Below are 13,010 nucleotides of genomic sequence, written 5' to 3' on the forward strand. Positions count from 1 at the left end.
GATTTTGGTGTCGGGCTTCAACGTGTACCCCAACGAGGTGGAGGACGTGATCGCTGACATGGACCATGTGCTGGAGGTGGCCGTGATTGGCGTGCCCGACGCCAAGACCGGCGAAGCAGTGCGTGCCTACGTGGTGCAGAACCCGGACCACGCCAAGGAGGTGATGCCGGCCGACGTGATCGCCCACTGCAAGCAGCATCTGGCGGCCTACAAGGTACCCCGGTTGGTGGTGGTGCGCGACGACCTGCCCAAGAGCCCGATTGGCAAGGTGCTGCGCAAAGACTTGCGCAAAGCCGTGGCCGAAGAGATGAACCGGGCTTAAGCCCCACCCCTTCACCCTGAAAAAGAGAACTCCAACATGATCTCCGAATTCGAGACCAAGCTGCTGGGCATCATGTTGATCGTCATCATGCTCTGCATGGGCGCGTCGCTCACCTGGCGCGACTTCCGCATTGCCTTTCGCAAGCCCAAGGGCGTGATGGTGGGCCTGCTGTGCCAGTACGGCATCATGCCGCTGCTGGGCTTTTTGTTGGCGCAAGTGCTGGGCCTTTCTCCAGGACTGACGGTGGGCCTGATTCTGATGGCCTGCATGCCGGGCGGCACCACGTCCAACATCTTCACCTACTTTAGCAAAGCGGTGCTGGCGCTCTCCATCATGATGACTTCGGTGTCTTCGCTGGTCGCGCTGGGCATGGTGCCCGCGCTGCTGGAGTTTTACTCGCAGCTGGCCGGGCTGAGCGGTGATTTCAAGATCCCGGCCGGCAACGTGGCGCAGGTGCTGTTCGTGCTGTTGGTGCCCACCGTGATCGGCATGGTGCTACGCAAACTCAACCCCAACATCGGTGCCAGCATTGAGCTGCTGGGCGGCATGTTGGGGGTGGCCGTGATTCTGTTCCTGGTGTTCACCTGGATTCCGCGCAACCACACGCTGCTGGCCAGCACGCCGTGGTACGTGTTCTTCGCGGCCATTGGCCTGGGCATCTTCGGCATTGGGCTGGGCTATGTACTGGCCCGCTTGCTCAAACAAGACCCGAACCGCAGCCGCACCATCTCGCTGGAAACCGGCATTCAGAACGGCCCGCTGGCGGTGCTGATCGTCACCCTCACGTTCACCGGCCCCATGCAGCAAGAGGTGCTGCTGATTCCGGTGCTTTACTCGCTGTTCATCGTGATCACTTCGAGCATTGTCACGGTGTTCTTCCGCCGCATCAGCGTGCGCGAAGCGCTGGCTCGCGACCGGGCCAAAGACGGCACGGTGCTGGCGGGCTAAAGCGGGCCCGGGCGGCCCAATTTTCTGCCCTGCATCAAAGCAACGGTCACTTCTCGGTGCTAGTCTCGTTCGCGATTTCATCATGACTTCAGCGAGACCAGCCTATGCACGACGAACTCTCCTCAGCGGTCCCGGTTGAAAAGCACCTGGGCGCCAGCAATGGCGACCAGTTGATCACCGGGTTGAACACGGCCATCCGGCAAGCGATCCGGGTGCTGGCGGTGCTCATGGTGATCGTGATTTTTCTGAGTGTGGCCGACGTGGCTTTTGTGCTCTACGAACGGCTGATGGCGCCGCCGTTTTTGCTGCTGAGCCTGAACGACATCTTTGTGGTGTTCGCGTCGTTCCTGGCGGTGCTGATTGCGATAGAAATTTTTGCCAACATCACGCTCTACCTGCGCGACGACGTGATCCATGTGCGGCTGGTGATTGCCACCGCCCTAATGGCCATTGCACGCAAGGTGATCGTGCTGGACTTCAACACGGTTGCACCTGAATACCTCTATGGCACCGGCGCCGTGTTGCTGGCGCTGGGTGTGACCTACTGGCTGGTGGCCACCAAGGCCAGAACCTGAGGCCAAGGAAGGCCAAGCGCCCTGCCCACGAACCAGCCCATGAGCGGGCGTGCAACAGGCGCTCGTCGGCGACTTCAAAAACGCCGGTCAAGAACGGCACCCGCAGGTGCACCGGAAGAAGTCCAGGTCTTTGGCCAGCAAGGGCAGCGGCACCCGCCCAGCGGTCACTTCGCTGCCACGGCGAGTGCGGACTCGTTGAGCGGCGCCACCGACTTGAAGCCTGGCCTGGCAAACAGGTAGCCCTGCATCAGGTAGATGCCGGTGTCGTACAGGAAGTCGCGCTCGGCTGGGGTTTCTATGCCCTCGGCAATGACCTGAATGTCCATGTCTTCGCACAGCCGTACCAGGCCGCGAACGATGCTTTGCCGCGCCCGGCTGGTGTCCACGCCGCGGATCAGGTCCATGTCAATTTTGATCAGGTCGGGCTGAAAGTCGGACAGCAGCTTCAAACCGGCGTAGCCCGCGCCGAAGTCGTCAATGGCCGTTTTAAATCCGCAGCGCTTGTACTCGCGCAGAATTTGCGCAAACCACGGGCCATCCTCCACGCGCTCGCCTTCGGTCACTTCAAAAATGATGCGCTCCAGCGGAAAGCCGTTGGCCTTGGCGGCGGCCAGGGTGGTGCGGATGCACACCTCGGGCTTGTAGATGGCGTTGGGCAAAAAGTTGATGGAAATAGCTTCCGGAAAGTCCAGTTCGCTCGCCCCTTTGATGGCCTTCACGCGGCAGGCTTGGTCAAAGCGGTAGCGGTTGGCTTCGTTCACCTGGGCCAGCACCGACGCCGCACTCTCGCCGTTGGGCCCTCGGACCAGGGCCTCTCGGGCAAACACGGTCGCCCCTGCGCACCTGAGCCAACACCTGTGGCAAGGTACAAGCCACGCGCAGGTGTTGAGGGTCTGGCGGCAGATCGGGGTCCAGCGGTTGGGCACACAGGAAGAGCCGGTCACCCCGGTGCAGGCGAATGGCGGCGGGCAGCGGCGCGATACCGCCCGGGTAGGTGCTGAAGACGCGCCGCTCGTGCGGACCTTTCAGCGACAGCGGCGTCTCGGGCGTGATGTAACAGGTCTCCAGGCCTTCGGCCACGGCACCGTGGGCACCGACGCTGACCACCAGCATGCGGCGTTTTTTGGACCTCCCATCGTGCAGGTGGATTTGCTGGCCTACGTGCAAGAGGGCCCCGAAACGCTGCCTACCGGCTCTTGCGACGAGCGGTCTTGCCAGTCCTGCCCAGTCAAACGGTGCAAGATGCCCAACACTTTGTCCACATTCGCCAACACATGCGACTCGGCCCGGCCCAACGAAGACTCGCCCAGCCAAGCCAGTTGGCTCTGCAGTGCACGCAGATCGGTGGCGCGCGGGGTCAAAAAATGCAGCAGGTTGCGGGCGCTCTCTGGCTGGTGGGGTGCCACAAGGGTCAAGGTGTCGGCAAAGCGCTGTTCACTCAGCAGCATGGCGCCACGCAGTGCCCACAGCTGCTCGATCAGCTGCAGACACACACTGCGGTCCCACGGGGCGGGTGTGGGAGGTGATTGAATGGTGAGACTCGGCGCTTGTTTTTTGACCATGCCCTTTTTTAAGACAAAAGGGTTCGATTTCATGTCAAAGACACGAACCACCGGCACGGGAAGCAGCAAGCGTTTCCGTTGCCATGCTTGGGCATGCGGGTGGCACGAGCACAAAGTCCAGCGCCGCGCACACGGCCACGGCTTGCGCGGTGTTGCACTGCTCGGGCGTGGTGCGCGGGCTGTCGGGGTAAACCTCGGTGGTGGTGGTGTAGCGCGCACCGGTGACGCCGGCGCACAGGCCCAGCGCCTTGAGCGGGTAGCGAATGACACCACGGGCCACCGCTGGCGAGCCAATGATGTCGCCCTGGTCGTCGGTGGGCGCGATGTGGGTGACGCGCTCCACCGCGTTGATGATGGCCTGCTGAAACGCGGGCTGCGGGTTGTCGGTGTCGTCCACCAGATAGAAGCCATCGGGGATGGTGCCAGGCTCAAAGGGCTCCCCGTCGCGCGCCGCCTTGGCCGGGCGGTACTCGCTCTCGTCGGTGTCGGTGGTTTCGTGCAGGTCGATGTGGGCGGCAAACTGGCCGCGCAGCGGTTGCACCAGGCGCATCAACGCGGCGGCTTCCTGGGCCGGGCTGGGGTCTTTGAAGGAACGGTTCGGGTCCACCGCGTCAAAATTCCAGCGGTGGATGCGTTCATAAGCCCACGGGCTCACGCAAGGCACCACCAGCAGGTTGACCCGGCCCACGTAGGCCTGGGCGTGCTGTGCCAGAAACTGCAGCGCACCGTGCACGCCGCTGGTCTCATAGCCGTGCACACCGCCCGTGACCAGCACACCGGGCAAGCCCGCCCGCCAGGGTTCGGGGCAGATGGCAAACAGCGGGTAGCGTTCATCGCCATAGACCACTTCACCATAGGGCAACACCTCAAAGCGCGGGCGCAGCGTCTGCAGGGCGAACAACACGTCGTCGGCGTAGCTGCGCTGGTGCACTTGCCGCGCGCGCCAGGCGGCCACGTCGGCGGGGGTCCAGGCCTGGCCTGGGGTGCCAATGGGGTAAGCGGTTGGCGCGGTCATGGGAGGGTGAAAGGGGTTTGGCGGCATGGGTGCTTTGTACACCAGGGGCTGCGCGGCTTCAGCGCGTTTTCCAGAAAGGCGCGGCCGGGTTTCAAAAAGGTGAGGCCGGGGCAGCTCGCGCACCAGCACCAGCACGAGCTGCCCTGTGGCCCCCAGCGCTCGTCGGGTTTCAGGGCGCAGGTACAGCCGCAGTCATGGGCACGACACGTTTTTTTCACGCCACGTTGCAGCCGGTTTTGTCTGCCGCCACGGCGCCTTGCGTAGGGGCTTGAAACATGCGCGCTCAGGTGTGGTGTGATGTGGTTTGATCCGCTGTGAAGCCTCGCGGTGAATGACCGAGACACACCGCAAAAGGGCGCAGCGGTGCGGCCCACCGATGCCCACGCGAAAAAGGAGCAGCCATGCCACGCAAGCCAATAGAACCGACCAAAGCCCCCGCACACCGAACTGCGGGCGCTGCCATTGCGCAAGCCCTTTTGCCGTTCATGGCAAAAATCCCCGAGTCCCAAGAGCGCCCAAGCCAGACGCCCAGCGCAGACGCGCGCAAAAAGGCCAACGCCGCAGCGGCCAAAGCGGCTCTGGCCGCTGGCGCTTTGGCGCTGCCACCGGGCCCGCTGGGCTGGCTCACGCTGCTGCCCGAGATGGTGGGTGTGTGGAAGATTCAGCGCCAACTGGTGGCCGATATGGCCGCGCTGTACGGCAAACAGGCCACGCTGACACCCGAACAGGTGGTGTATTGCCTGTTTCAGCACACGGCCGCGCAGGGCGTGCGCGACCTGGTGGTGCGCGTGGGCCAGCGCACGCTGGTGCGCCGCGCATCGCCCCGGCTGGTGGGCGCGATTTCGCGGCGCGTGGGCGCCAAGCTGGCACAGCGCGCGCTGGGCAAGAGCATGGCCCGCTGGCTGCCGATCGTGGGTGCGGTGGGCGTGGGAGCTTACGCGTACATGGACACAGCGAAGGTGGCGGCCACCGCCATGGACTTGTTTGAGGGCGTGATCGAGGTGGAGGCCGAGGAAGTGGTAGACACAACCCCACCGGGGCTTGATGATGACAGCCTTGTTGACCACTCAGAGACTGCGCATTTTTCGGGCGTGTCCGAGCACGCCTCAAAACGTGCCCGATCAAGGCGCAAAGCACAGCCATAACAAGGCGATGGCGCGCATCTGCAACAACGAGCGGGAGTATTTTGAGGTCGGTGATTGGGCATGAACGAAAGACTCTCCGTCTCCGAACCCCACCTGAAAGGCTCCACCATGACCACCGGCACCGGCACCGTCACGCTGCACCGCTTCTTTACCGCCCCGCCCGATCGGATTTACCGCGCCTTTCTGGACCCGGACGCCATGGCCAAGTGGCTCCCACCGCACGGCTTTACCGGCCGGGTGTTGGAAATGGATGCACGGGTGGGGGGCCGCTACCGCATGCAGTTCACCAACCTGGGCACCGGCCAGAGCCATGCGTTTGGCGGCATGTACCTGGAGCTGGTGCCCAACGAGCGCATGGTGAACACCGATGTGTTTGATGACCCCAACCTGCCGGGCGAAATGCGCACCACGGTCACGCTCAAGGCCGTGTCGGTGGGCACCGAGTTGACGGCGGTGCAAGAAGGCATTCCCGCCCTGATCCCGGTCGAGGCCTGCTACCTGGGCTGGCAGCAGTCGCTGCAGCTGCTGGCGCTGCTGGTTGAGGCCGAGATACCCGGCTAAGAACGTGTTTGCGGTCTCGCGCAGCCGCTCAGACCCCAGCCGCCAGGCCCAGCAAACGCTGATGCGCCTCGCTTGCACGGTCCAGTGGCAGGTTGCGCCTGGCGCTGAGGTAGTGGGCACTGAACACATCAAGCCAGGCGCTGAGCGTGTGGGCTGCATGCAATTCCCCGGCCATGGCCAGACACAGGGCGGCCACTTCAGCGGTGCAAAACTGGTCTTCGCGCGACGAGCGGCGCAGGCGGTAGCGGGACACCTGGGCAGGGTGCAGGCTGAGCACGGGCAAAGCGTCCAGGTAGGGGCTTTTGCGAAACATTTTGCGTGCTTCAGACCAGGTGCCGTCCAGCAACACAAACAGCGGGCGCTTGGTCACCCGCGTTTTGTGTTGAGGTGCCGGCTGGCCATCCAGGTCGGTCACCACCCGCTGTGCCTCGACATACTCCCCCGGAAACACCAGGTAGGGCTGCCATTGCGGATCGGCCAGCAGCGCGATGAGCGCCGGGTCCACCGCGGTGCGAGACCAGCCAAAGGCAAAGGTGTCGGCCACCAAATCGGCGATGAGCCAGCCGGTGTTGCTGGGCTTGAGCGCTTCAATGTCGCCCATGATGAGGCACACACCCGCCCGCACAGCCACCTGCGGGCGCAGCGCGCACACGCAGTGGCTGGCGACCAGGCGGCAGCCAGCGCAGCGCCCCCCGCCCGAGCCACGGGCCAGAAAGGGTTTGGTGCTGGCGGCCAGGCGCACGCTGCGCAAACGCGAAACGGCGTGGCTCATGCGGCGATGCCGGCGGCGCGGAAAGATCGAACACAAAAGGGGTGCATGCGTTGAATGTAGGCGCAGCGCTGGCCTGCGTGTGGCGGGGCAGGTGCAGCCTGCGTTCTGTAAAACCTAGAAACGGCCGTTGGACAGGCCCTGACAGCGCCATCGGAGTGCAAGCGCACCCACCCACAAGCGGAGCCGGCCCGTGGGCAAAATTCTCAGCATTCACAGGCATCTCCAGCGGTTAGCGCGCGGTCAACTGCCGTTTCTAGGTTAAAAGAGGGGTTTAAAACACCCTGGCCGCTCACCATGCCGCTGCACCCCGCTCCTGCGTGCGTTGAATCGCCCAGCCTGCCCGCCTCCCACCCCCGGATTCACTGGACCGCGCCCGACGGCGCGGCCGCTTCGGCGCGCTGGCGCTCGGAACGCGGCGCCCCGGCCCCGCAGCGGGTGGTGATGGCCGACGACACCACCACCGCCGACACGGCTTACCGGCTGGCCTGCGCCGGCACCGCCCTGCTGTGGCTGGGTGACTTTCACAACGCCCGGCAACTGCTGCAAGCCATGGCTCGCCGCTGCGACGCCACGCCCGCCCGCAAGCAACGCAAAGCTGCCCAAACTGCGCCGGACAACCACACCGCGCCAGCAGGCGCCGAAGCGTTTCACAAGCACCGCCAAGCGCAGGCGCAACGGGCACGTATTCTGGGCATGGTGCTGCTGCGGTTTGAACCCGACCACACGCTCGCTCTGCGCCGTGCGCCCGACGTGCAACGGGCGTGCACCCACGCCTGGGGCGCCCCAGCGGCAGAAGGCGGCGACTCGGTGGCCTCCTTGCGCGAACTGCTGGGGCTGACCAGCGCCCAGGAGTGGCGCCGCGTGGGCGTGGAAATTCCCGCATTGGGCGCACCGCCCCACAACCGGGTGTTTCCGCACTACGGTGTGTTTTCGCCGGCACGGGGTGAATACATCGACCTGGTGGCGCAAGCGCCTCTGCCGTGCGCGGCCACGGGTGCGCCGCTGCCGGTATTTGACATTGGCACCGGCACGGGTGTGCTGTCGGCCGTGCTGGCGCGCCGCGGTGTGGGGCCGATCACCGCCACCGACCTGGACCCGCGCGCCCTGGCCTGCGCACGCGAAAACCTGACGCAGCTGGGCGTGAGCGACCGCGTCACGCTGCTGCAAACCGACCTGTTTCCAGCCGGCCAGGCCTTGCTGGTGGTGTGCAACCCGCCGTGGCTGCCGGCCCGCGCCAGCTCGCCAGTGGAGCACGCGGTGTACGACGAAGGCAGCCGCATGCTGCGGGGTTATCTGAACGGTCTGGCCGCGCACCTGGCGCCCGCAGGCGAAGGCTGGTTGATCTTGTCCGACCTGGCCGAGCACCTGGGCCTGCGCAGTCGCGCCGAGCTGCTGCTCTGGATAGAGCAAGCCGGACTGGCGGTGCTGGGCCGGCTGGACACCCAACCCCGCCACAGCAAGGCGAGCAACGCCAGCGACCCGCTGCACAGCGCGCGTGCGGTCGAAGTCACGTCGCTGTGGCGCCTGGGTGCGTCGGCATTGCGGCAACCCCAGCAGGTCGCCACCCCGGGGTGATGCGGTCCAAAGCGCCCCTCAGAGGCCACCGTGCACAACGGTGTTGCGAGCCCTCGCAAGAAGCGATAAAAAACTCAGCATGTTCGGGTCTGGCGTGACTTAAGCCACAAAAGTGTTGTGGGTACACCACCATAATTGACCAATGCCTATTTCTGAAATTGCGGTCTGGTCGGCCATGCTGGGCGGCTTGATGACGCTGCTGGCGCTGACGCTGGCGGATACCCTGAGCAACCGCAACCGGGGTTCGCTGCGCAACCTGATTTTTGTGCTGATCACCGGGGCCAGTTGCCTGGTCATGACCGGTCTGCCTGAAGTGCTTTTTCCGCATCTGCCCGAGCGTTTTCTGATGGTGCTGAAAGCCAGCCTGGGGCCGCTGGCGGGGGCCGTCGCCCTGTACTTTCTGGGCAACTGGTTGGGAGGCATGTGGGAAGGCGCCTTGGTGCACCGGTTCACGGCCTGGGGCGGCTCTGCGGTGCTGCTGGCAGCCACCTTGATGGCCGCTGTGGCCAGCCAGATTGAAGCCGCCCATTTCCACTCGCTGCTGTGGGTGACGGCGGGCGTGAACATGGTGCCGGTGCTGCTGGCCATGCTGGCCGTCTGGCATGCGGCCAAACTGGGCGACCCGCTGGCGCGCTGGATGGGGCTGGCCATGGTCTGCCTGGCCCTCATGGTGTGCGGCATGTACCTGCGGGGCCTGAATGTGCCGGGCTTTGGCTTGCTCACCTGGGTGTTCACCGCCGCCATCACGGTCACTTTTTTCCTCATGGCCTCGGTGCTGGTGATGCTGCGCAACCGGGAAAACCGACAACTTGCCCGGCTCTCACGTATGGACCCAGGCGCAGAACCGGCCACCGGCCTGGCCACCGGTTCGGGGCTGCTGTCGCAAGTGGACCACGTGTTTTGGCGCACGGCCCGCCGCCAGGGCGAATGCACGGTGATTTGCCTCTACCTGAGCAACCTGTACGAAATGGCCGAGCCCTCCGGCCATGGCGCCGAAAACCAGATTTTGGTGGCCATGGCGGCCCGCATTCGCCGCGCGGCGGGGTTTCGGTGTGTGGTGGGGCTCTACCACCCGCGCTGCTTCGTGGTGGTGCTCCCCACCGATAAATACAACGCACCCGCCGACGAAACGGTGGAGCGGTTGCACGCCATGGCCACACAGCCAGTGCCCGTGCTGGACGAAGCCGATGCGTACCAGGCCTTCGAGCCCTGCGTCGGGTTGGGCGTGGTCACGTTGAACCCGGTGGGAGCGGCATCCATGGACGTGATCAACGCCGCCGAACGCCGGGCCATGGCCCGGCTGGGCAGGCATTCCCCCAACGAGGCGGACCTGGTGACCGAGCCCATGGAGCTTCGCTGAGCTGGAAACGCTGGCAACGGCGCCGCAGCGCGGGAACCCGCCCGCCGCCCGAAGCACGCGGGCCAGCAGCCCATCAGGTGCGCGCCAGCCGCGCAAATGTTTTGCGAAATTTCGCCACCTTGGGCGCGGCCACCGCCATGCAGTAGCCTTGGTGCGGGTTGCGCTCAAAGAAGTCCTGGTGGTAGTCCTCGGCCGTCCAATAGTTCGCGAGCGGCAGCAACTCGGTCACCACCGGCCGGCCAAAAGCGTTGTCGCGTGCCAGCTCGTCCAGCAGCGCCTGCGCGGTCTGCTGCTGCTCTGGCGTGGTGAAGTAAATGCCGCTGCGGTACTGCGTGCCCACGTCGTTGCCCTGGCGGTTGGGCGTGGTGGGGTCGTGAACCACAAAGAAAATTTCCAGCAGCTCGCGGGTGCTGATCTGCGCCGGGTCGTAGACCAGTTTCACCACCTCGTTGCAGCCGGTGCGCCCGGTGCACACCGCCTCGTAGCTGGGCTGGGCCGCCTGGCCGTTGCTGTAGCCCGACTCCACCTCGGTCACGCCACGCACTTCTTTGTAGACGCTTTCGGTGCACCAGAAGCAGCCGCCGCCGAGCACCAGGGTTTGCGATTCGCTCATATGGGTTTCCTTGTTGTCATTTCGTCGAGGTTGCCATGGTGCACCGCCTGCGCACTGGCGCGCACGGTGTCCAGAAAAGCCCCCAGCGCCGCCTGGTCTCGGGCGGTGCGCCACAGGCAATGCGTGTCGTACGGTGCCAGCGGCTGGGCCAGCGGCACAAACACCACCCCGGGCAAACCCGCTTGCTGCAAGGCCGCCGGCACCAGCGCCACGCCCAGGCCTTGCGCGATCACCGACACCACGCTCAGCCAGTGCCGCAGCTCAAAACGGGTTTCGGGTTCAAAGCCCGCGTCGGCGCAGGCGGCCAGGATGCGGTCGTGGTAATCGGGCGACACCGCGCGCATCACGATGGCGAAGGCTTCGCCCTCCAGGCGTTCCAGCGGCAACACCGCCTCGCTGGCGAGCGGGTGCGTGGCCGGCAGGCACGCCATGAACGGCTGGCTGGACACCAAAATTTGCGAAAACCCCGCCGGCACGCGTGTGGTGTGTACAAAACCCAGATCCAGCCGGTCGTGCACCAGCTCCGCCAACTGCTCGCTGGAACTCAGTTCGCGCAACACCAGCCGCAGCTTGGGGTGTGCTGAGCCAAAGCGGCGCAGCACCTGCGGCAAACCCCGGTACAACACGGTGCCGGCAAAACCCACGTGCAAGGGTCCGGCCAGCCCCTGCCCCACGTCGCGCGCCTCGCGCGCGGCCAGCGCCGCTTGCTCCAGCAGCGCCTGCGCACGCGGCAAAAACGCCAGCCCCGCCGCCGTGAGCGCCACGCCCCGGCTGTTGCGCTCAAACAGACGGGCGCCCACCGAAGCCTCCAACTGCTGGATGTTGAGCGAGAGCGGCGGCTGCGTCATGGCCAGGCGCTGGGCCGCACGGCCAAAGTGCAACTCTTGCGCCAACACCGTGAAACAACGCAGGTGGCGAAATTCCATAAATATGCTTTTTATATTGATTAATCGTTAATCCATATTAGACAGCTATTCATGGGCCAACGACAATGCCCCACCTACCCACACACACCGACCACCGGAGACCCGCACCATGGCATCGAACAAAGCAAGCTTCAACTGGGAAGACCCCTTCCACCTGAGCGCCCAGCTCACCGACGACGAGCGCCAGGTGCAGGAAGCCGCCCGCGCCTACTGCCAGGAAAAGCTGGCCCCGCGCGTGACCGAAGCCTTTCGCCATGAAAAGACCGACGTGGCCATCTTCCGTGAGATGGGCGCGCTGGGCCTGCTCGGCCCCACCATCCCCGAACAGTACGGCGGCAGCGGCCTGAACTACGTCTGCTACGGCCTGGTGGCGCGCGAAGTGGAGCGCGTGGACTCCGGCTACCGCAGCATGATGAGCGTGCAAAGCTCGCTGGTCATGGTGCCGATTTTTGAATTCGGCAGCGAAGCGCAAAAGCAGAAATACCTGCCCAAGCTCGCCACCGGCGAGTGGATCGGTTGCTTCGGCCTGACCGAACCCAACCACGGTTCCGACCCCGGCAGCATGGTCACCCGCGCCAAAAAGGTGGACGGCGGCTACAGCCTGAGCGGCGCCAAGATGTGGATCACCAACAGCCCGATCGCCGACGTGTTCGTGGTCTGGGCCAAAGACGACGGCGGCCAGATCCGTGGCTTCATCCTGGAAAAAGGCTGGAAGGGCCTGAGCGCTCCCGCCATCCACAGCAAGGTGGGCCTGCGCGCCAGCATCACCGGCGAGATCGTCATGGACGAAGTCTTCGTGCCCGAAGAAAACGCCTTCCCCGATGTGCGTGGCCTGAAGGGCCCGTTCACCTGCCTGAACAGCGCTCGCTACGGCATCGCCTGGGGCGCGCTCGGCGCGGCCGAAGATTGCTACTTCCGCGCCCGCCAATACGTGATGGACCGCCAGCAGTTCGGCCGCCCGCTCGCCGCCAACCAGCTGATCCAGAAAAAACTGGCCGACATGCTGACCGAAATCAGCCTCGGCCTGCAGGGTTGCCTGCGTCTGGGCCGCATGAAAGACGAAGGCACGGCGTCGGTGGAACTGACCAGCATCCTGAAGCGCAACAGCTGCGGCAAGTCGCTCGACATCGCCCGCCTGGCGCGCGACATGATGGGCGGCAACGGCATCAGCGACGAATTCGGCGTGGCCCGCCACCTGGTGAACCTGGAGGTGGTGAATACCTATGAGGGCACGCACGATGTGCATGCGCTGATTCTGGGGCGGGCGATCACCGGGATTGCGGCGTTTTCAAACTGAAGGGGTCGCAACCCTTGCCAGAGAGGTTGAGCGTTTTTCGCTCATGCCCGCCCGACAGCGCTCAGCCTCTGAGAGAGTGAGAATTTTTCTCCCCCGCCTTCAAGCTGGCACGGTAATGGCTTGGTAGTGGGCATGACAACGCGCCCCGACCTCAACGCCACCGAGCTCGCGGCGGCTGGCCTGTTCGAAGACCTTCCAGTGCCAACTGCTGAGCAGGCACAGCAGGCGCAAGCCCAGATGGCCCTCAAACGCCGTCAAGGCGCACCACGGCTGCTGCAACCCAACCGCTCACAGGTTGAGTTGCGCGCCTCGGACCTGGAGTCCTTGCTCCCCGCAGAC

12 protein-coding genes and 3 pseudogenes are annotated in these 13,010 nt (G+C 64.9%); 9 read left to right on the top strand and 6 right to left on the bottom strand.

Annotation, left to right across the window (positions count from 1 at the left end):
• From Q7J58_RS05655 to Q7J58_RS05665, 3 genes and pseudogenes are all read left to right on the top strand, one after another.
• Positions 1 to 322 (top strand): annotated as a pseudogene (locus Q7J58_RS05655) (long-chain fatty acid--CoA ligase); the annotation flags it as partial.
• 24 nt (positions 323 to 346) lie between these two features.
• Positions 347 to 1,270, top strand: a pseudogene (locus Q7J58_RS05660) (bile acid:sodium symporter); the annotation flags it as partial.
• Between the two features lie 104 nt (positions 1,271 to 1,374).
• Positions 1,375 to 1,845: a phosphate-starvation-inducible PsiE family protein gene (locus Q7J58_RS05665; RefSeq protein WP_304824649.1), complete on the top strand. Its 471-nt coding sequence runs from the start codon at positions 1,375 to 1,377 to the stop codon at positions 1,843 to 1,845.
• 164 nt (positions 1,846 to 2,009) lie between these two features.
• On the opposite strand, the gene Q7J58_RS05670 is transcribed toward Q7J58_RS05665, so the two are convergent.
• From Q7J58_RS05670 to Q7J58_RS05680, 3 genes are all read right to left on the bottom strand, one after another.
• The gene (locus Q7J58_RS05670) at positions 2,010 to 2,750 is read right to left on the bottom strand and encodes an EAL domain-containing protein (protein ID WP_336623474.1); all 741 of its coding nucleotides are present in this window, start codon (positions 2,748 to 2,750) and stop codon (positions 2,010 to 2,012) included.
• A gap of 252 nt (positions 2,751 to 3,002) precedes the next feature.
• Positions 3,003 to 3,407, bottom strand: coding sequence for a hypothetical protein (locus tag Q7J58_RS05675; protein ID WP_304824653.1), 405 nt, complete (start codon positions 3,405 to 3,407; stop codon positions 3,003 to 3,005).
• A gap of 34 nt (positions 3,408 to 3,441) precedes the next feature.
• Positions 3,442 to 4,422: a M14 family metallocarboxypeptidase gene (locus tag Q7J58_RS05680; protein ID WP_304824656.1), complete on the bottom strand. Its 981-nt coding sequence runs from the start codon at positions 4,420 to 4,422 to the stop codon at positions 3,442 to 3,444.
• A gap of 401 nt (positions 4,423 to 4,823) precedes the next feature.
• Between Q7J58_RS05680 and Q7J58_RS05685 the strand changes: the two genes are divergently transcribed.
• On the top strand, positions 4,824 to 5,567 hold the full coding sequence (locus Q7J58_RS05685) for a hypothetical protein (RefSeq protein ID WP_304824659.1): 744 nt from the start codon (positions 4,824 to 4,826) through the stop codon (positions 5,565 to 5,567).
• A 108-nt stretch (positions 5,568 to 5,675) separates the two neighbouring features.
• On the top strand, positions 5,676 to 6,128 hold the full coding sequence (locus Q7J58_RS05690) for an SRPBCC family protein (RefSeq protein WP_304824679.1): 453 nt from the start codon (positions 5,676 to 5,678) through the stop codon (positions 6,126 to 6,128).
• 28 nt (positions 6,129 to 6,156) lie between these two features.
• Here Q7J58_RS05690 and Q7J58_RS05695 read toward each other — a convergent pair whose 3' ends face one another.
• Complete coding sequence (locus Q7J58_RS05695; RefSeq protein ID WP_304824662.1) at positions 6,157 to 6,900, bottom strand: tRNA-uridine aminocarboxypropyltransferase; 744 nt, start codon at positions 6,898 to 6,900, stop codon at positions 6,157 to 6,159.
• A gap of 294 nt (positions 6,901 to 7,194) precedes the next feature.
• On the opposite strand from Q7J58_RS05695, the gene Q7J58_RS05700 reads away from it, so the two are divergent.
• Positions 7,195 to 8,475, top strand: coding sequence for a class I SAM-dependent methyltransferase (locus Q7J58_RS05700; protein WP_304824665.1), 1,281 nt, complete (start codon positions 7,195 to 7,197; stop codon positions 8,473 to 8,475).
• A 142-nt stretch (positions 8,476 to 8,617) separates the two neighbouring features.
• Complete coding sequence (locus tag Q7J58_RS05705; RefSeq protein WP_304824668.1) at positions 8,618 to 9,835, top strand: hypothetical protein; 1,218 nt, start codon at positions 8,618 to 8,620, stop codon at positions 9,833 to 9,835.
• A 73-nt stretch (positions 9,836 to 9,908) separates the two neighbouring features.
• On the opposite strand, the gene msrA is transcribed toward Q7J58_RS05705, so the two are convergent.
• Complete coding sequence (msrA, locus tag Q7J58_RS05710) at positions 9,909 to 10,448, bottom strand: peptide-methionine (S)-S-oxide reductase MsrA (RefSeq protein WP_304824671.1); 540 nt, start codon at positions 10,446 to 10,448, stop codon at positions 9,909 to 9,911.
• Positions 10,445 to 11,374: a LysR family transcriptional regulator gene (locus Q7J58_RS05715; RefSeq protein WP_304824674.1), complete on the bottom strand. Its 930-nt coding sequence runs from the start codon at positions 11,372 to 11,374 to the stop codon at positions 10,445 to 10,447. Before Q7J58_RS05715 ends, msrA begins: the two co-directional genes overlap by 4 nt.
• A gap of 109 nt (positions 11,375 to 11,483) precedes the next feature.
• Between Q7J58_RS05715 and Q7J58_RS05720 the strand changes: the two genes are divergently transcribed.
• Entirely contained in the window at positions 11,484 to 12,671 is a 1,188-nt protein-coding gene (locus Q7J58_RS05720; protein ID WP_304824677.1) for an acyl-CoA dehydrogenase, read from the top strand.
• A gap of 132 nt (positions 12,672 to 12,803) precedes the next feature.
• A pseudogene (locus tag Q7J58_RS05725) lies at positions 12,804 to 13,010 on the top strand (IS5/IS1182 family transposase); the annotation flags it as partial.

Source organism: Hydrogenophaga sp., assembly GCF_030656115.1.
GTDB lineage: Bacteria > Pseudomonadota > Gammaproteobacteria > Burkholderiales > Burkholderiaceae_C > Hydrogenophaga.

What these genes read in the sequence shown, in the direction of transcription:
- Q7J58_RS05690 (WP_304824679.1), top strand. Translation starts at nt 5,676, where the DNA reads ATGACCACCGGCACCGGCACCGTCACGCTGCACCGCTTCTTTACCGCC.
- Q7J58_RS05700 (WP_304824665.1), top strand. Translation starts at nt 7,195, where the DNA reads ATGCCGCTGCACCCCGCTCCTGCGTGCGTTGAATCGCCCAGCCTGCCC.
- Q7J58_RS05665 (WP_304824649.1), top strand. Translation starts at nt 1,375, where the DNA reads ATGCACGACGAACTCTCCTCAGCGGTCCCGGTTGAAAAGCACCTGGGC.
- Q7J58_RS05685 (WP_304824659.1), top strand. Translation starts at nt 4,824, where the DNA reads ATGCCACGCAAGCCAATAGAACCGACCAAAGCCCCCGCACACCGAACT.
- msrA (WP_304824671.1), bottom strand. Translation starts at nt 10,448, where the DNA reads ATGAGCGAATCGCAAACCCTGGTGCTCGGCGGCGGCTGCTTCTGGTGC.
- Q7J58_RS05705 (WP_304824668.1), top strand. Translation starts at nt 8,618, where the DNA reads ATGCCTATTTCTGAAATTGCGGTCTGGTCGGCCATGCTGGGCGGCTTG.
- Q7J58_RS05680 (WP_304824656.1), bottom strand. Translation starts at nt 4,422, where the DNA reads ATGACCGCGCCAACCGCTTACCCCATTGGCACCCCAGGCCAGGCCTGG.
- Q7J58_RS05695 (WP_304824662.1), bottom strand. Translation starts at nt 6,900, where the DNA reads ATGAGCCACGCCGTTTCGCGTTTGCGCAGCGTGCGCCTGGCCGCCAGC.
- Q7J58_RS05715 (WP_304824674.1), bottom strand. Translation starts at nt 11,374, where the DNA reads ATGGAATTTCGCCACCTGCGTTGTTTCACGGTGTTGGCGCAAGAGTTG.
- Q7J58_RS05720 (WP_304824677.1), top strand. Translation starts at nt 11,484, where the DNA reads ATGGCATCGAACAAAGCAAGCTTCAACTGGGAAGACCCCTTCCACCTG.
- Q7J58_RS05675 (WP_304824653.1), bottom strand. Translation starts at nt 3,407, where the DNA reads ATGGTCAAAAAACAAGCGCCGAGTCTCACCATTCAATCACCTCCCACA.